Here is an 18,812-nt window from a genome sequence, read left to right as displayed (position 1 = left end):
GACTTAAAAGATGTATGACTAACTAACATAGCTTATAATAATTATTGAGAAGTAAAAAATTCGCTAGCCAAGGTGCTTTATTGCCAAGAATTTAAATAAACATACTTAATTAAACATAAACATATGAAACACAAACTACTCAGTTTTTTATTGGGTGGTGCTATCCTCACTTCGGTAGCATTCGCCCAAGAAAAGAAGGTTAGTGGACGAGTGACAGGTACAAATGGCGAGGGGTTGCCAGGCGTTACTATTGTTATTCAAGGCACTAACCAAGCCACACAAACCGACGCAAACGGTAACTATTCTATTAATGTTCCTACTGGAAAAATTTTAGTCTTTCGCTCTGTAGGCTATTCAGACAAAACAATCACAGTTGCACAAGGTTCAAGTTTGTACAACATACAACTTAGTGGAAATGAATCTGTTCTTGATGAAGTTGTTGTGACTGGTGCGGGTCTAACTGCTAGTCGTCGTTCAATCGGAGCTGCACAGACCACGATTAAAGCAGAGGATTTGCAACAAGCTAAGCCAACCAATATCGTGACAGGTTTAACTGGTAAAGTTGCGGGCCTTACTGTACAAGGTGTAGGATCGGGTGTGAACCCCAATTACCGTGTGATGTTAAGGGGAATGCGTTCATTGACAGGTAATAATCAAGCTCTGATCGTTATTGATAATGTAATTTCTCCGTCGTCGATGTTGGGAAATCTAAATCCGGACGATGTTGAGGATATTACCGTATTAAATGGATCTTCTGCGGCAGCACTCTATGGCTCTCAAGCATCCAATGGTGCATTAATTATAAAAACTAAAAAAGGAGCTGCAACGAATGGAATGGAGGTCACAATTGATAATACAACAACATTCGAAAACGTAAATTTCTTGCCCGAGGTTCAGAAGCGATTTGGCTCCGGTTATTCGGCACACAATATCTTTTACGTGCCTTACGAAAACCAACAATACGGACCTGCTTTTGATGGTTCAACGGTTCAAATTGGTGATCCTCTAGAGGATGGATCAATACAAACAGGACCTTATTCATGGAATGGTGGAAAGGATAAATTTTGGGAAACAGGAGTGACAAACATGACAAATTTGGCCGTGGCATCCAAACATGAAAATAGTTCCTTCCGTTTCTCAGGACAATATTTAAAATCAACAGGTACTGTTCCTTTCGATAAATATAATAGAGCTTCTGCCCGTGTGAATGGAACAAGGAAGTTAAATGATATTTTAAACATTAGCTATACTTCATATTACGCTCAAAATAGATACGATCAAACTTCTGCAAACGCAAATATTTATGATGCGGTTTTGCAATCTCCAGGTCAGGTCCCGCTAACGAGTTATAAAGATTGGCAAAATAATCCTTTTGCAAATCCAAATGGTTATTATAACGCTTACTATAATAACCCTTATTTTATTGCCGCAAATAATCGCCAAAAAATTAGGAACGATTATTTCATGGGTAATGTGGAATTGAATTTTAAACCTTTGTCTTGGTTAGACTTTATGGGACGTGTGGGTATGACTACTTCTAATCAATCCTATAAATATACGACTGGTAAATTCACCTTTACACCTTATGCTGCGGGTTTGCATGGTGCATATAAAGGAACTAATATTACTGGTAGCGTCTCTGATGCCGCGAGTTATGCGACAAGTATAGTGTCTGATTTTAATGCACATGCGACACATACAAACGGAGATTTCAAATTCGACTATACGGCGTTATTCCAATATGTTCAGAATCAATCTTCGAATTTGTCAGCTACAGTTAATGGTTTGGTCGTAGATGGAATTTACAATCAGGGAAATAGTTTGAATCCTCCTTCTACTGGTCAGGCCGACTATTTAGCGAGAACTTTTGGATTGGCTGGTAAAATTGATGTAGCTTATAAAAACTATTTGTTTCTAACATTAACTGGACGTAATGACTGGGTATCAATTTTGGACCCCGAGAACCGTTCATTCTTCTATCCAGGTGCAACCGTTTCATTTGTTGCAACTGATGCAATAGAGGGATTGAAAGATTTTCAACCGCTGAACTTCTTGAAATTTAGAGGAAGTTTATCTAAAGTTGGGCAAGTGAACGTGGGTAGCTCTTCCAACTTTGGTGCTTATGCTACAGTTCCTACCTTTGGTCAAGGGTCTGGTTATCCGTACAACGGAATCGGTGGTCATACTGTTGGAAATCAAATTGTACAGCCAGGCTTAAAACCTGAGATGACACGGTCGATAGAGTTCGGATTTGAGTCCGCTTGGTGGAATAATAGAATTTCTGCTGATGTAACTTATTTTAACAATAAAACAACGGACAATACGGTTCCAACAGGTATTTCATGGGCTACAGGATATAGTTCTTATCTATTGAATGCGGGAACAACCACTGGAAAAGGTATTGAGTCGAGATTGACTGTAACACCACTTCGTACAGCAGATTGGAACTTAACTTTAGGCGGAAATTTTACTTATATTCAGAATAAGGTTGTCGAAATTGCAGAAGGTTTAGATCAGCTGGCTTTGGGTACTTACACAGGTGGTACAGGTTCTTACGCAGTAAAAGGTGAGTCATTCCCTGTTATTATGGGATCGACTTATAACAGAGATCCAGAAGGACGTATTATTGTGGATCGTATTACAGGATATCCAACTACAGATGGTACATTGAAGGTGTTGGGAGCAGCGCTTCCAACGCATACGCTAGGTTTGAATTTGTCATTATCTTATAAAGATTTAACATTTTATACAAGTGCTGAGTATCGTACAGGTAACTATATCTTTAATAATGGAGCAGATTTGTTTGATTTTTCTGGATCAGGAATAAATACCGTCGCTTACGATCGCGAGCGTTTTGTTATTCCAAACTCTTCTTATTGGGATGAAGCAACAAAATCTTATGTTAAAAATACGAATATTACGGTTTATGATGGTGGAGCCGACTATTGGACAATGGCAACAGGAAGACGGAATATTGACGAAACTTATGTGACTTCAGCCGCTTTCTGGAAGATTCGTGAGATGTCATTATCCTATAACCTTCCGAAATCATTCCTAGCTGGGCAAAATGTAATTAAGAGAGCCAGAGTTAGCGTGCAGGGTCGTAACCTATTTTTATGGACGCCTGCGACAAATGTTTATACCGATCCAGAATATTCTGATGGAAACGGATCATCCAATGGAAATGCGCTTGGTTTGACAGGTTTAAGTCAAACACCACCGTCTCGTTATGTTGGTTTTTCTGTTAGTTTAACTTTTTAATATCGAATCTCATGAACAATAAAATAAAATATTTATCCATAGCAATGTCTACTTTACTGGTCGCTTCTTCCTGTAAAAAGGCATTGGATATCAATGATAATCCAAATTCACCGACTCAGTCGACTCCGGAGCTTGTTTTACCTCAGGCTATGGTTGCGACAGCTCTTTCTGTTCCAACATATAATACTTATGGCGGACGATTAGTAGGTTATTATGCTACATCGGGCGGTGTTTCTGGTTGGGGTGATATGATTACTTACGATTTTTCAACCGGGTTTATGACTGGCCTATGGAGTACTCCATATAATACATTGACAGATCTTCAATATGTTGTAGACAAAGCAGGCGAAGAGAAGGCATTATTTGCACAGGTCGCTGAGATATTGAAAGTGTATAATTATGCAAACCTTGTCGATACTTATAATGATATTCCTTACTCAGAAGCATTAAAGGGAGCTGCAATATTAACCCCAAAATATGATAAAGCTGCTGACATTTATGTGGATTTAGCAAAAAAATTGGATGCTGCAACTGCATTCTTTAAGACAGCTACATCTACCGATGCATTTAAGAGCGCAGATATCATTTTCAAAGGAAATACAACCTCTTGGGCGAAATTTGCAAATACATTGAAATTGCGATTGGTGTTAAGAGCTGGAAGTAAAGCTGCATTTACTAATAAGACAATAGATAATATTGGTGTAATAGAAAGTGACGTTATCGTACAGCCCGTGTTTACTAAAATTGCGGGTAAGCAAAATCCAATGTGGAACACTTGGGCTTATGGAGCTGATAATGCTGCTGTCGGTACTTGGGGTACACAATTTATTCCAACAAATTATGTAATGGCTTTTTATGACGGTTTTAAGATTACAGATGGGGAAAGGGCATCATTGGTATTTGCAAATGGAATTTCTACAAATAAGAATCAATTAGGAAATACGGATGATCCCCCTGCGGGCATAGCTCCGTCAGCTTGGGTAATGCGTCCGGTCTCAGGTACCATTAGTGCCACCAACTATAGAGGTTTGGGCGTTATCAAAGGTCCTGCAGCTGGCCAACCTTTAATGCTGGCGGCTGAAGGACAATTTTTAGCTGCAGAAGGTGTGGTTAAGGGTTTAATTTCAGGAGTTACTGCTGATACGTATTTTGAAAATGGTATTAAAGCCTCATATAATTATTTATATAAAAATGAGGCTGATGCTGCAACAAAAACAGCAGCTGAGGCAGCGACCTATTTGCAAACTTATAAGACACAAAATCCGGATAGCTACCTTGTAAATTTTGAAAAGGCGACAAGTCAAGAACAGAAATTGGAAGCAATCATCACTCAAAAATATATTGCACTGAATTTCTTATTTGGGCATGAAGCTTGGAATGAGTACCGTCGTACAGGGTACCCGGTTATTTCTGGTTTAAACACAACAGCAAATGCAAGAACTACATTTGTTTCAATTGCATCTCGTGCAACGTCAGCTGATAAATTGCCAACTAGGATATTGTATCCAAATACAGAATTTAGTTATAATGCGGCAAATGTGCCGAACGTTGACAAATATGCAACAAAAATATTTTGGGCTAAATAAAATTTAGAATAACATGAAAAAAATTGTAAAATATCTATCCATAGCATTAGTCCTTCCATTAGTCTTTACCTCTTGTTTAAAAGATAAGGAACTAATTGGACCTGATGCTGATGGGTCTGTCGCAAACGTTATTGAGTTTGGCGACTTGGGAGTGCCTGCTTCAAGTGAAACGAGTTCAATCCCTTTATATACTATGGCTTTTGATGTAGCTCCTACAGGTGTCTTAAACTTAAAATTAAAATGTGTTGGCGCGAAGAAAGCCGAGAGCGATATTAAAGTTACTATAGCAGTGGATAATTCTTTAATTGCAAAATACAACGAGGAAAATGAAACTGAATATGCGGAGTTATCTTCGTCAGTATATAGTTTCACTTCAACCGAAGTGACCATTAAAAAAGGCGAGCGGGAGGCAATTTTACCGCTTAATTTGAAACCTGATCAGTTTCAATTTGACGAAGATTACGCTTTAGGTTTAACAATAAAAACTGTTTCTTCAGGGGTTATTTCAGGTAATTTCGGTAATATGGTGGTGAATATCGGTGCTAAAAATGCGATCGATGGAGTCTATACAGTTACTGGTACAGCATCTGACAATGTCGTAACAACCAATGTTGGATTATATCCTAAAAATATTTCATTGCAAACGAATGGTGCTAGTAGTGTATTGTATTTTGATAATACCTACGGTGTAAATGGTACAATATTTAGAACTGCAGCAGGAAGTGCAACGAATTATGGAAACTGGTGTCCGATTTTCGTTTTTGATAGTAGCGGTAAGATTACGAGCGTGAAAAATGCATATGGAACTGCTTCGCAAAACTCTCAAGGACGTGATGGTCAATTAGATCCAACTGGAGTAAATAAGGTTACTTTCGGGTCTGATGGAAAAGTTCAAAAGATTGAAGTTAGCTATTTTATGACTCAAATGGGAGCTGTAAGATTAAGCTTTAAAGAAGTTTATACATACAGCAAAGCACGTTAATTTTTTAAATAAAATAAGAGAGACCTGACATAATACAGGTCTCTTTTGTTTTTATTGAGAATTTTTGGTAATTTAAAGAAAGTTACTTTATTAAAAAACCAATTCTATGAAACCAATAATTTTTAGCTTAATCGGAATGCTTAGCTGCGTATTCTCCTTTGGACAGGAAAATGCAGCCCTACCAAAAATAGGATATGACAGTTTTGTCAAACAGGTCAATCGTTCTTTCAAATTAACTGATAGTGAGATCTCTAAAGATATTTCAGGGGAAATCATATTGGACATCCGTGTAAATGAATTTGGAAAAATTGATTCAGCTGATATCGCGAAGGATATTGAAAAGGGGATGGGGATACGTTTGTTAAAGGCTGTTAAAATGTCTGGGGATTGGGAACCTGCTACGAAAAATGGAAAACCGATTGCTTCTTGGGTACGTTTTCCTTACAAAGTGTTGAGCTTTAAAGAGTCTGCAAATTCAGCTGCAATAGTAAAAGCAGAGCCAATTGAAGGCATGTCTACTTTCATTGAAAAATTCTATAAAAATTTCCAATATCCACCTGAAGCACTGAAAGCAGGCTTGTCTGGTGATTATGAGTTAAATTTTATTGTGAAAGAAGATGGGAAAATTACTGGTGTTAAATTAAAAGATGATCCTGGTTATGGCGTGTTAACGAGTGCGCAACGTGCCCTTAACAGGGCAGGTAAATGGAAACCAGCAACCCAAAACGGGGAGGCTGTAAAGTCTTCTGTTGTTGTTCCATTCAAATTGAATTTGAAAGAATTCAGAACACATATTTAATTAGATCAAAAAAGGAATTTTTATGTAATATAGAGGTAGCAAGTATTTTGCTACCTCTATATTTTTTTACCAAACTGAAGCACATATCCATTATTATCATAAATAGCAAACTCACGCATCCCCCATTCGAAAGTTTCTATTTCATAACATATTTTGACGTTACCTGTCAAACTTTCCCATAAATTATCAACCTCATCTATGTTAAAATAAAAGGACCCTGTAAATTGTGCTGTTTCAAAAGTAATGCTTTCAACAGGATGCGAAAACATGATTTCGATGGTTCCACTTCGCAGTAAAGCCCAGTTCAATGCTTCATTTTTTTCAATACATGTAAATCCGAGTTTTTCAGTATAGAACTGAATAGTTTGGTCTAAGTTTTTTGTATATAATATTGGATTTAAGCTTTTGTAGTTCATCTTTTTTTGCCTTTGATTGTTTCGGACTATTGTTTTGTCTTTTTGATAGCAGTTATGTGTTTTTTTTTATTATTATCGATTGCAAGGATAGTTTTATGATGAAAAATATAAAATATTACAGTATTTATTGTTACTTCATAAAAAAAATAGTTACTTTTTTAGATTAAGGTGTGTTGTTTGTGTAATTATTTGGTATTTAGTGTTTTTGTGTGTTATTTTTTATGTGAAATACTATGATTTATATCGTTTGTTTTCCAGTTTTTTAATTCTATTTCTAACTTCTTGTTGCATCTTTAAAAGATTGTTTTATCTTTGCTTTTAACAAAACCTTAACATTTCATGTTTGGTTTTGCACACTAACTGTATTAGTCTAATAGACTCATCATTTTTAGAAAAACATATATTAAAAGATCCTTTTGGCGCTTTTATCTTTTTTAGTTAGATAAACTACTTACTATTAAACAAACATAAACATATGAAACACAAACTACTCAGTTTTTTCGTGGGGAGTATGATCCTTTCTTCTGTTGCTTTTGCGCAAGAGAAGAAAGTAAGCGGTCGTGTAACTGGAGCTGATGGTAAACCATTAGTCGGTGTGACAATTGCTGTTCAAGGATCAAACATTGCTACTCAAACAGATGCAAATGGAAAATATTCTTTATCAGTTCCTGTTGGTAAAGTGATGGTTTTCAGGTATGTCGGTCATTCTGATAAGACTATAATCGTTAAAGATGGACAGTCATTATTCAACGTGTCACTAGAGGATCAGAATACAGCATTAGATGAGGTTGTCGTAGTCGCTTATGGTACTGCCAAAAAAGAATCTGTGACTGGATCCGTAACCTCCGTCTCTGCTAAAGATATCGAAAAGAGACCAGTTACCAATGCATTTGCAGCTTTAGAGGGATCTGCTGCTGGTATTCAACTGAACAATACCTCTGGTATGCCAGGCGCAGAACCTAGTATACGGATACGTGGATTTTCATCATTGAATGGATCTAACAACCCGCTTTATGTCGTGGACGGTGTACCTTTTGGTGGTAATATCTCCGATATCAACCCCAATGATGTGGAAAGTATTTCAGTGTTAAAAGATGCTTCATCATCTGCACTTTATGGAAGTCGGGCTAGTAATGGGGTAATTATTATTACCACCAAGAAGGGTAAGGCTGGCCGTTCTCAGGTTAATATCTCAACAGACCAAGGTTTCTACTCGAGAGGTATTGCCGAATACGATCGCGTGAATGATAGACAATTTATGGAAGCCATGTGGCAGGGATATAGAAATAGTTTACTAACTAACAATTCGACATCCTATCCAACAGTTCAATCTGCAAATGATGAAGCAACCAAATCTTTGGTGAGCAATTACTTGAAATTAAACATCTATGATAAAGCTGATGATAAACTATTTGATTCCAATGGAAAGCTTGTCTCTGATGCCCAAATAAAAAGTGGATATGCAGACGATTTGGACTGGTTTAAAGAAGTAGATCGCGTTGGACATCGTCAAAATTATAACATTGATGGAACTACCGCTACAGATAAAGCAAAGGTTTTTTATTCGACAGGATACCTAGACGAGAAAGGATACATTAAAAATTCGGGTTTAAAAAGATTTACTGGACGATTAAATGCCGAACTTCAAGCTAAAGATTGGTTCAAATATGGCTTTAACTTAGCAGGTTCACATCAAATCTCAAATCAAATTAGCGGTTCTACTGACGATGCAGGTTCATTTGTTAATCCGTATAACTATGCAAGATCGATAGCACCAATCTATCCAATTCATTTGCATAACGCAGACGGATCTTATGCATTGGACGAGGCCGGAAAAATACAGTATGATAACGGTGAATCTACAAGATTGCAATATGTCGGAAGACATACCATTTGGGAAAATGAATTAAACAGAGACCAAACGATTCGTAATACAGTAAATGGTAGAGGCTTTCTTGAATTCAAGTTTCTGAAAGATTTTACACTGACTTTAAACGGTGATTTAAATCTTCGCAATTCAGAACGTCGTACGTATAATAACGCAATAATAGGGGATGGTGCCGGTCAGGGTAGAGCGGCTAGGAATATTTATCGTTACAAAAACTATACAGTTCAACAATTATTGACTTGGAACAAAGATTTTGGCTTACACCATCTGGATATATTGGCAGGACATGAGAATTATTCTGACAACTGGAGTTATCTATATGGCTATAAAACAGATGAAATTTTTGAAGGCCAAACGGATATGGTAAATTTTACCAAAATCACGTCGCTGTATGACTATCAAGAAGATTATCGTGTAGAAAGTTTCTTGTCTCGCGCTCGTTATAATTACGCGGGTAAATATTTTGCGGAAGCATCTTTTAGAAGAGATGGCTCATCTCGATTCAGCCCAGACAATCGTTGGGGTAACTTTTGGTCATTGGGCGGTAGCTGGAGCGTATCTAAAGAGGATTTCTTTAAAGATATGCTGAATACTGTTAATGATTTGAAGGTTCGAGCATCTTACGGTGAGGTAGGTAATGATGAAAGTGCAAGTAAGTATTCTTATTTATCCTTATATGAGTTAAGCCAGAATGCGAATGCAGGGGCGGTATTTAAAAACCAAAACCCTTCACCTGACTTAATTTGGGAAACCTCTAGTTCGTTCTCTGCGGCAGTAGAAGCCCGGTTATTTAAACGAGCAAATTTAAGCTTTGAATACTTTAACAAGCAGTCTCAAAACTTGATTTTTGATTTTAATCTTCCATTGTCTGCTGGAGCAACATCATCTTCAAGTGCAGTTTCAACAGTAACAAGGAATATTGGTTCAATGTCAAATAGGGGCTTCGAGTTAACTTTTGATGTAGACGTGTTAAAAGGTGATGGATGGAGATGGAATGTTGGTGCGAATGCAACTTGGTTGACGAATAAAATATTATCACTACCTGAAGAAAATAGGGAGAACGGAATTGTAACTGGTAATTTCAAATGGGTTGAAGGCGGAAGCCGTTATGACTTCTGGTTGTTTAAGTATGCGGGTGTAGATCAGATGACTGGTCGTTCACTTTACCTGGCAGATACAGAGCGTTTTAATGTGAATGGTTCTGCACCAGGAAAAGCAGAGATCCCTACAGCGGAACTTGTTGAAATTAATGGAAAATACTATGTAACAAATGCTTCAAGCTATGGTTTAAGGGGCTGGTCCGGATCGGTTATTCCTAAAATGAATGGAAGTTTCAATACTAGCTTTGAGTATAAAAACTTCAGCTTCTCAGCGTTATTCACTTACGCTATCGGTGGTAAAGTATACGATTCTTCCTATGCTAGTTTAATGGCCATGTCCGGTACGCCAAGTGCGCTGCACACGGATATCATGAAATCGTGGAACGGTATTCCAGATGGAATGACAGCCTCCTCGACGGATAGGTTGGATGTAAATGGTATCCCTTCTATCAACTTTTCTCAAAGTAGTATGAATAATTATGCTACTAGTGACCGTTTCTTAACTGATGGATCATATTTGGTTATCAAGAATATTGCGGTAGGTTATAGTTTGCCAAAAACATTGATTAGTAAAATAGATTTGTCTTCCGTGAGAGTTGTTGCTGGAATTGAAAACTTGTCTACAATGACAAAACGTAAAGGAATGAACCCGCAACAGCAATGGAATGGTACCAGCACAAATGCTTGGGTTACTCCACGTACAATTTCTTTTGGTGTAAAAATTGGATTATAAGAAATCAAACAATGAAAAATAATAAATATATAAAAGTATTGTTAGCAGGAATGATTCTTGTTTCTTCTTGCAAAAAAGACTATCTAAATACAAGTCCTACAGATTCCGTTGAGCTTTCTAAAGTATTTGAGACGACAAAAAATGCTGAAGTAGCCGTTAACGGTTTGGCAAAAATGATGACCCAACAGTATTTAGGTAGCCAAGGCTTTAATGGAGAGGGGACAATCAAAATGTACTATGGGAACTATCCTGGAAACAATTTTTTTGTCAACTTAAGTGGCTGGGCAGACATTATTAATGCAAATTATAATCAAAACTTAACAAGTATTTACCTGTATTATCCTTGGTTTTATTACTACAAGATCATTGGTAACGCAAATCAAATTGTCGAAAATATTGATGCTGCGGATGGAAACTTAGCCGACAAACAATTTATAAAAGCGCAAGCATTGACTTACCGTGCTTACAGTTACATGATGCTAGCTCAGATCTATGGCAATAGATGGAGTGATTCCAATAATGGACAGACAAGTGGATTGGTGTTAAGAAAAGATGTGTCAACAGGAGACATGCCTTTATCTACCTTGGGCCAGACTTATGATTTGATCTACACGGATTTGAATGATGCCATTTCATTGTATGAATCTTCAAAATTAGTCCGTAATGCAAGCAAAAATTACGAAGTGGACAAAGATGTTGCTTATGCGGTTTACGCTCGTGCAGCTTTGAACAAGCAGGATTATGTCAATGCTGAGAAATATGCTGTTTTGGCTCGGGCTAATTATGAACTGATGAATAATACGGAGTATAAAAGTGGCTTTGCAAATCCAAATAGAGAGTGGATTTGGAGTAGCTACGGTGCGTCTGATGAAACGTTATACTTCTATTCATTTCAATCGTATATTGCTTATAACTCGTCGGCAAGTGCTGTTAGAACAGCGCCTAAATGTATCAGTAGAGAATTGTTCGATAAAATTCCTTCAACAGATATTAGAAGAGATCTTTTCTTAGATCCAAAAGGCGAAGCGTACACAACAGCTACAGGATTGGCCGGAGCGACTATGAAGGCTAGGGCTTTTGCTACATTTCCAGATTTACAGTCTAATGCAGTGCCTTACGCTTACATGAACTTTAAGTTCAAAGCGAATGATCTACCGGGTGTTGGAAATTTAAATCACTTTAGGGCTTCCGAGATGTATCTTATTGAAGCTGAAGCTAAATTTTTCCAAAATAAAGCAGCAAGTGAAGTTCAAGGTGTTCTTAACGCATTAAACGCAACTTCAGGAAGAGATGTGAAATATGTTTGTACAAAAACAGGTACAGATCTACTTAATGAAATTAAACTTTATCGCGCGGTTGAACTATGGGGCGAAGGATTCGATTGGTTTGATATGAAACGTTGGGGAGATACTATTGTGAGAAGAAATAACGCAAACGGGGGTAATTTCCTTACATCTTTAGCTGTTACAATTAATCCTCAAGATAAAAATAAATGGACTTGGTCTATCCCTCTTCGTGAAAGCGATTATAATAAGGGTTTGGAATAATTCAACGTATAAATCAATAGGATTGAAAGGCCGATACAATTTGTATCGGCCTTTTTATTTTAAGGATACTTCTAGATTGCGAGAGTTCGCATTGTCTTGACCGATCTCTTTCGAGATATATTACTAAATCGTTAATTTTATGTATATAAATTAATAGACTAACAATTTATTAATATTAACTTAATATTGAGAATCTATTTTTACGCCGTTGAAAGATGATGGGATAGAAGATGGAAAAATGATTCTATTCGTATCATATCATCACAAGCGAAAAAGATAATTTATTTAAAATTCTCATGAAAAAAGCACTTTTACTCTTAGCCCTGATAGGTCCTGTCGTAGCGCTTGCGCAAAATAATAATGCGCCCTCCAGCTATGATCCACATGATATCAAGATTACGGGGTACCTTCAGACACAGTTTCAGAAAGCGCAATCTCCGGGAATTACTTCCTTTTCGGGGGGGGATTTTTCAAAGAATTCGGATAACAGATTTATGATCCGCAGGGGACGTCTTAAAATTGACCGGGTGGATACGTACTCCAGTATTGTCTTTCAATTGGATGCTACTCAAGACGGTGTACAACTGATGGATGCCTTTATTCAATTGCGTCACCCAAGCCAAAAAGGCTTAAGTTTAACGGCGGGTCTTTTCAATAGACCTTTTGGATACTCTATTGTGTACTCATCCGGCTATCGTGATTTTCCGGAACGGGCACGTGTATTCCAGACGTTGATGCCACGCGAACGTGATCTTGGAGGGATGGTAAGCTATCACCCTGGCGGTAAAGCCAAGTTCTTGAACTTAGATTTAGCCTTGGTGAATGGGAGTGGCCATTCGGCTAAAGATTATGATTCCAAAAAAGATCTCATCGGTAATCTTGCTTTTAAATTTGATAGCCTAGCAGATAAAAAACTTCATTTGGGATTTGGTGGCTCATTCTATAAAGGTTCGGTTCGTAATGATACGAAAACTTATTATACGCCCAATAGCAATGGTTATACAGCACATACCAGCGACGAGAATGAAGGCAGGGCGATCGGTCGGAATTATTATGGCGCCAATTTACAGTTGGAATTTGATAGTAGTTTGGGAAAGTCCAGCTTTAAAACAGAATATGTCGCCGGTGATCAGCCAGGGGTAGCGGGTGGTGCCGATATCAAAGGACCTTACGCAAGCAGAAGTTTTACGACCCAACCGACAACAGACCTTTATCAGCGTAAATTTAACGGATATTATCTTTGGTTTACGCAAGAGATTGCTAAGACCGGTATAACCGCGCTGTTAGCGTATGATGTCTATGATCCAAATACTAAAGCAAGTGGCATGACAATTGGCATGCCTGATAATTTTACGGCCGACGGAGATGTTAAGTTTAGTACGCTGGGCTATGGTCTTGCCTATCAGATTAACAATAGGATAAAATTGACCGTATATAATGAGCATGTAACAAACGAAACCACAAGTTTACCAAACTTTTCGGCCGATTTGAAAGATAATGTCTTCACAACAAGACTACTTTATCGTTGGTAAATTGGTTCAGGGCCACGATTTTATCGCAATAATCGGAGTTGATCGGAAGGATTCGTATTCGTGTGACTAATGCATTAGTGGGGCTCGATTTGATTTAGATGTTGCGAGGTTACTAGATATTTTTCCGAATACGGCTCAGTGATGATGCGGTAATCCCTAAATAGGATGCTAACATGGCTAATGGAACACGATTGGCCAAACCAGGGTAAAGCTTTAAGAACAGGAGGTAGCGTTCTTTGGCATCGAGATTCATCATGGTATTTGCCGTTTTTAGCTTGCTTTCCACCACAAAACCATAAAGTTTGGCCATTAGCAATGGCCAAACTTTAATTTCCCTTTCAAGGAGCGTAAAATTGTCAAAATCGAGTCTCCATATCTCGGTATCTGTGAGGGATTCTATATAGTCACTGGAAGGTGTTCGATCCAAGAAGCTCTGAAGATCTCCAATAAAACGACCTTCATAGATGAAATAACGCGTAAAATCGTCGCCTTTACTGTTGTAATAGAGCGAACGGAATATCCCCGATTCCACAAAAGCAATGCTATTGTTTACTTTACCGCAAGCGACAAAATAGCTTGACTTTGGAATACTTTTTTTTTCGAATGCCTGTCGAATTAGGTTCTCTTCTCGCAAATCGAGCTGTCCAAATTTTCGGATGTATTCCAGTAATTGCTCCATGTTACCTTTATATTACTTAGCTAAGTTAATCAATTCTTCACGTTGAGGTCCTGTTGAAAGATAATTTATGGGAACTTGTAACTCTTCTTCTAAAAAGGAGATAAATGCACCCAAGGTTTCTGGAAGTAAGTTTGCGTGCTTGATATTAGAGAAATCGGTATTCCAACCTTTTAAATATTTCCAGATCGGTTTAATTTCTTGTTCAGCGGATTGAGGAAATGCTAAGGAAATTTCTTGTTCATCTATTTCATAATGTGTACAGACGGGGATGTCAGCCATTTCGTTCAAGATGTCAGCTTTTGTAAGAACAAGCTGAGTGACTCCATTTAACATGATGGCATATTTTAATGCTGGAAGATCCAGCCAGCCGACACGACGGGGACGCTTGGTATTGGAACCGAATTCAGCTCCTTTTTCCCGTAAATCATTGGCAGCTTGTCCTGTGATCTCGGTTGGGAAAATGCCATTACCCACACGCGTGCAATAGGCTTTTGTAACACCATAAATTTTGTCCACCAGTTTAGGCGACACACCCAAGCTTACACAGGCTGCGGAGGCAATCGTATTTGATGAGGTCACATAAGGATAACTTCCATGGTCGATGTCAAGCAGGGTTGCCTGCGCACCTTCCGCCAATACCTTCTTGCCATCTCGGATTGCTTTATTCAGAAAGATTTCAGTATCTATAATTGGCACTTGTTTTAACGAAGTGCATCCTTGAATAAAATCGTGGTAAAGCTCTTCGAATGCAGGCATTTCTTGTCCCAAAAGCTGTAGTTCGTTGTATTGACGGTGTAAAATTTGATATACGTCCGTATTAAAACTATCCGAGTGAATATCACCAACACGAAGGTTCTGTCTTAGTATTTTATTGGAATAGCTTGGCGCAATTCCATTTTTGGTCGTTCCTATCGTGCGATACAATGGAGACTGTTCCATATAGATATCCCAATAACGATGGGTCGGTAAAACGAGATGCGCTTTTTGGGATATCAAAATCCTATTGAAGAGATCCTGAGTAGGCATAATATGCGCGAGTTCTTCAATTTCCGCTTTGAATGTTAATGGGTCAACCACCACACCGGTGCCAATAATGTTTTTGACATGCGACGAAAAAATTCCCGATGGAAGTAGTTTTAGTGTAACCTTGTTACCTTGATAATAGATACTATGTCCGGCATTCGCGCCGCCATTAAATCGGGCGATAATATCATAGTCGCTTCCGATTAGATCAATGAATTTTCCTTTACCCTCGTCTCCCCACTGGAGCCCAATTAGAATGTCCATATTGCGTTTGTCTTGAATTTATGGTCAAAGCTAGGGCTTGCAAAGCGGAGGGCAATTGCCATTTGGCAAAAAGTGCTCCTCATTATCATTTGGCCAGTAGCATTACTGAATTTGAATTGCGCTTAAGCTTGTTTGTGTCCCAACTGTCGTACTTTTTGTAGCCATTTATTTCGTTTAATAGGATCGGAAGTTTTGATAATTCCGATATAGGTGACTTTAACGGGCGATATTCCACAAAATTGGAGGGTTGATCTTTTTAGTTGATTAACACTTGGTCTGCCGTAAACTAAAGCGTAATACCAACTTGGTTGATCGAGTGTTGTAATGATCCGAGCAGATTTTCCTTTTAGCAATTTGTCCCAAAAAAGAGAATTTTCGCGGTATTGAAAGGCCCGTCCAGGTAAAAATAGTCTATCGATAAAGCCCTTCATCAAGGCAGGAAGGCCACCCCACCAAACGGGATGTATCCAGACCAAATGATCGGCCCATAAGATGTCTTCCCAGGCAAGAAGTAGGTCCTGCTCAAGTTCTGTCCGTTTACGATAACCAAATTCAAGGTTTGGATTGAAGTCAAGGTCAATAATATGGATTGTTCGTACTGTAGCTCCGGACGCTGCCGCAGCTTCTTGATAAGCATTTGCAATGCCAAAATTGAAGGATTCCCGATTCGGATGGCCATTTATAATAAGTATTTTTTTCTGCATGATGTCGTATTACATCACAAAAATAGCGATAGAACCACCGTCTTTATAGGACAAATGTCTAAAAAGAAATTTCGCTGCGAATACGACTTAAATGACGTTGTGTAATGCCCAAATAGGATGCAAGATATTGTAAAGGAAGTTGTTGGATAAACTCAGGATGATCTTTGAGTAAATTGGCATAACGTTGTGATGCGGTTTCTTTTTGCAATTGAAAGACGCGTTTTTCAAGCTCAAGATATTGTTCCTCGGCAATCATTTTAAGGTACTTTGTCCATTTTAGGTTATTTGTAGCGAGTGTATCAATGGTGTTTTTTTTGATCGTCCATAGTTCGGCAGGGGTGATGGCCTGCATGGTCTCGGTACTTGGCCCGCCTGTAATAAAGGAGGAGTAGGCCGCTATCCAGGTATTGGGAAAGCGAAAACAATAGGTAATATCTTCCTTGTTTGTACTGCTATAATAAGAACGGAAGATCCCTGATTGTATAAATGCAACCTCATGACAAGGTTGATTCTCTTTAACAAAAAAGTCGTTTTTGTTCAGCTTTCTATATTCAAAAAGCTGAACAATCTGATTGATCTCTTCTTCCTCAAACAGACGCAAAGACCGAAAATATGCTGCTATCATGAAGTCCAAACTTAGAAAAATTGTGGTGTTCATGCAAGATAAATTCGATGTGATTCAATCGATGCTATGTTTAGTTTTCCGAATGAGCAATAGGTGGATTTTTAATTCGCATCGATTAGAATTGCCAATTGCAGGCACATTTGATCGGAGCGATTGCTCCAAGCATGATTGGTGCCACGTTGGATCACAATATCGCCGGCCTGTAAAAGCGTTTCTTCTGTGTCTGTAATCAAGTAAATCTCTCCTGAAAGAATAACGATGTAATCTAAACTTGCCGTTTGATGCATGAGGGGATGAGGGGTGCCAATCGCTGTTTCTATACCAAGTTCCCGATCGGGTGGGATCTGTACATAGCGAAAGTACGTGCCATTTTTGATGACTTGGGGTATAGCAGTGTTTTCTATGGGATGCTCTTTCTCAAACTTGGCCGGCATTTGACTGGTTTGCCAGATATCGGAAATAACGAGATTGGGATAGTGCTCCGATACATTATCGACCAATGCATCCGCTTCGATAAAGGATTTGCCGGCACGTATGCCTGTCACGATTAGTCTAGGTATAGTTCTCATTGATTTTGTATAATTAATTTATTGCCTTGAGTCTGGTTGTTTTTCAACATTAGATGCCCTTTTTCTATTGTTTCGGCGCTCAGGTCACCGATAAGATAAATAGGGGCGGGTTGAATAATTTCTTGCTCAATACTGTGTCTGATCCGATCCAGCCCATTTTTGAAATAGGGATAATTTAGTCTTTGCGCGTGGGTAAAGTTGGATATATTGATGATCTGTGCGGCCGAACTAAATAGTTGGTCTCTTGCTGCCGTGGTCGTAAAATGTGTGATGTCGATATAAGTTCCATAGGGTTTTAGTACTGCGGCGGCAACTTCCGAGAGATGCTGACCCACCGCATCGATAGCGACATCAATACCCTGCTGATTACTTCTACGCTTGATTATTTCGGTCAAATTCTCTTTTCGATAATTAATGATGCTGTCTTTTTGCAGTCCTAGTTGGTGTAATTTTTCAATACTGCTCATACTTCCTGCAGTTGCGACGATATTCTTAATGCCGTTAGCCAGGAGTAATTTTAATACAAAAAGACCCACGCCCCCGGACGCGCCGGTTAGGAAAATATGGTCTTGCGGATTAATTGTTGCTCTGTCGAACACTTGTAATGCGGTGATACCAGCGGTAGGAAGTGCTGCCGCTTGCTCAAAAGAAATATTTTTTGGTTTAGGGGCAACGAGGCCAGCTGGTAACTGAATGTATGCTGCATAGGTCCCGTTGCTGCCCATGCTACCACAGGCAAAAAACACTTCATCTCCAATTGCATATTCACTTACATCTGAACCTTTATCTGTAATAATTCCTGCCCCTTCTCTACCAAGTATCGGTGAATATAAATAACGTCGTTCAAATTCATTTTCACGCATCTGGTAGTCTATGGGATTAATTGCGGAAGCTATTATTTTAATTTTCACCTCGTTGGGCTTCACTTCAGGAAGGTCAACGTTGACATTTATCAATTGATTGTCTTGATCTAATATAACGGCATTCATAGTTCTATCTATTTTAAGGGATGAAAAATCAAATTGGAAATAATTTACACTGCATCCATCGATTTTACATCTTATATAGTTGTTATGACAAATCTACCTTTCGTTTGCTATATAT

At 38.4% G+C, this 18,812-nt stretch carries 14 protein-coding genes; 7 read left to right on the top strand and 7 right to left on the bottom strand.

The genetic code is table 11. From position 1 onward, the window contains the following. Positions 1–123: 123 nt before the first annotated feature. The 4 genes from HS960_RS15240 (at position 124) to HS960_RS15225 (ending at position 6,628) form a co-directional block, all read left to right on the top strand. Positions 124–3,261 (top strand): SusC/RagA family TonB-linked outer membrane protein, encoded by a 3,138-nt coding sequence (locus HS960_RS15240; protein WP_182329935.1) that lies wholly within the window; start codon positions 124–126, stop codon positions 3,259–3,261. A gap of 11 nt (positions 3,262–3,272) precedes the next feature. Beyond that, on the top strand, positions 3,273–4,847 hold the full coding sequence (locus HS960_RS15235) for a SusD/RagB family nutrient-binding outer membrane lipoprotein (RefSeq protein WP_182329933.1): 1,575 nt from the start codon (positions 3,273–3,275) through the stop codon (positions 4,845–4,847). 13 nt (positions 4,848–4,860) lie between these two features. Further along, entirely contained in the window at positions 4,861–5,829 is a 969-nt protein-coding gene (locus HS960_RS15230) for a DUF1735 domain-containing protein (RefSeq protein WP_182329931.1), read from the top strand. A gap of 106 nt (positions 5,830–5,935) precedes the next feature. Next, positions 5,936–6,628: an energy transducer TonB gene (locus HS960_RS15225; protein WP_182329929.1), complete on the top strand. Its 693-nt coding sequence runs from the start codon at positions 5,936–5,938 to the stop codon at positions 6,626–6,628. 56 nt (positions 6,629–6,684) lie between these two features. On the opposite strand, the gene HS960_RS15220 is transcribed toward HS960_RS15225, so the two are convergent. Further along, positions 6,685–7,044 (bottom strand): VOC family protein, encoded by a 360-nt coding sequence (locus tag HS960_RS15220; RefSeq protein WP_182329927.1) that lies wholly within the window; start codon positions 7,042–7,044, stop codon positions 6,685–6,687. Between the two features lie 475 nt (positions 7,045–7,519). On the opposite strand from HS960_RS15220, the gene HS960_RS15215 reads away from it, so the two are divergent. The 3 genes from HS960_RS15215 (at position 7,520) to HS960_RS15205 (ending at position 13,844) form a co-directional block, all read left to right on the top strand. Further along, entirely contained in the window at positions 7,520–10,765 is a 3,246-nt protein-coding gene (locus HS960_RS15215; RefSeq protein WP_182329925.1) for a SusC/RagA family TonB-linked outer membrane protein, read from the top strand. 11 nt (positions 10,766–10,776) lie between these two features. Continuing rightward, the gene (locus tag HS960_RS15210; protein ID WP_182329923.1) at positions 10,777–12,312 is read left to right on the top strand and encodes a RagB/SusD family nutrient uptake outer membrane protein; all 1,536 of its coding nucleotides are present in this window, start codon (positions 10,777–10,779) and stop codon (positions 12,310–12,312) included. Positions 12,313–12,608: 296 nt separating this feature from the next. Beyond that, positions 12,609–13,844, top strand: coding sequence for a porin (locus HS960_RS15205; RefSeq protein WP_075991338.1), 1,236 nt, complete (start codon positions 12,609–12,611; stop codon positions 13,842–13,844). 112 nt (positions 13,845–13,956) lie between these two features. Here HS960_RS15205 and HS960_RS15200 read toward each other — a convergent pair whose 3' ends face one another. From HS960_RS15200 to HS960_RS15175, 6 genes are all read right to left on the bottom strand, one after another. Further along, positions 13,957–14,523 (bottom strand): Crp/Fnr family transcriptional regulator, encoded by a 567-nt coding sequence (locus tag HS960_RS15200; RefSeq protein WP_182329921.1) that lies wholly within the window; start codon positions 14,521–14,523, stop codon positions 13,957–13,959. A 12-nt stretch (positions 14,524–14,535) separates the two neighbouring features. Further along, a complete protein-coding gene (locus tag HS960_RS15195) occupies positions 14,536–15,810 on the bottom strand; it encodes an adenylosuccinate synthase (protein ID WP_182329920.1) in 1,275 nt (424 codons plus the stop codon). A gap of 122 nt (positions 15,811–15,932) precedes the next feature. Continuing rightward, positions 15,933–16,514, bottom strand: a complete 582-nt coding sequence (locus HS960_RS15190; protein WP_182329918.1) for an NAD(P)H-dependent oxidoreductase — start codon at positions 16,512–16,514, stop codon at positions 15,933–15,935. A gap of 58 nt (positions 16,515–16,572) precedes the next feature. Next, positions 16,573–17,139 carry a Crp/Fnr family transcriptional regulator gene (locus HS960_RS15185; RefSeq protein ID WP_182329916.1) on the bottom strand — a complete coding sequence of 189 codons (567 nt, stop codon included), beginning with the start codon at positions 17,137–17,139 and terminating at the stop codon, positions 16,573–16,575. A gap of 101 nt (positions 17,140–17,240) precedes the next feature. Next, entirely contained in the window at positions 17,241–17,708 is a 468-nt protein-coding gene (locus HS960_RS15180) for a cupin domain-containing protein (RefSeq protein WP_182329913.1), read from the bottom strand. Then, on the bottom strand, positions 17,705–18,697 hold the full coding sequence (locus tag HS960_RS15175) for an NADP-dependent oxidoreductase (protein ID WP_182329911.1): 993 nt from the start codon (positions 18,695–18,697) through the stop codon (positions 17,705–17,707). The genes HS960_RS15180 and HS960_RS15175 overlap by 4 nt, the downstream gene beginning before the upstream one ends. Positions 18,698–18,812: the final 115 nt, after the last annotated feature.

Origin of the sequence: Sphingobacterium paramultivorum, from assembly GCF_014109745.1 — a bacterium.
GTDB lineage: Bacteria > Bacteroidota > Bacteroidia > Sphingobacteriales > Sphingobacteriaceae > Sphingobacterium > Sphingobacterium paramultivorum.
Note: the sequence above shows the minus strand (reverse complement) of the source record. Positions and strands in the feature narration are given on the sequence as shown.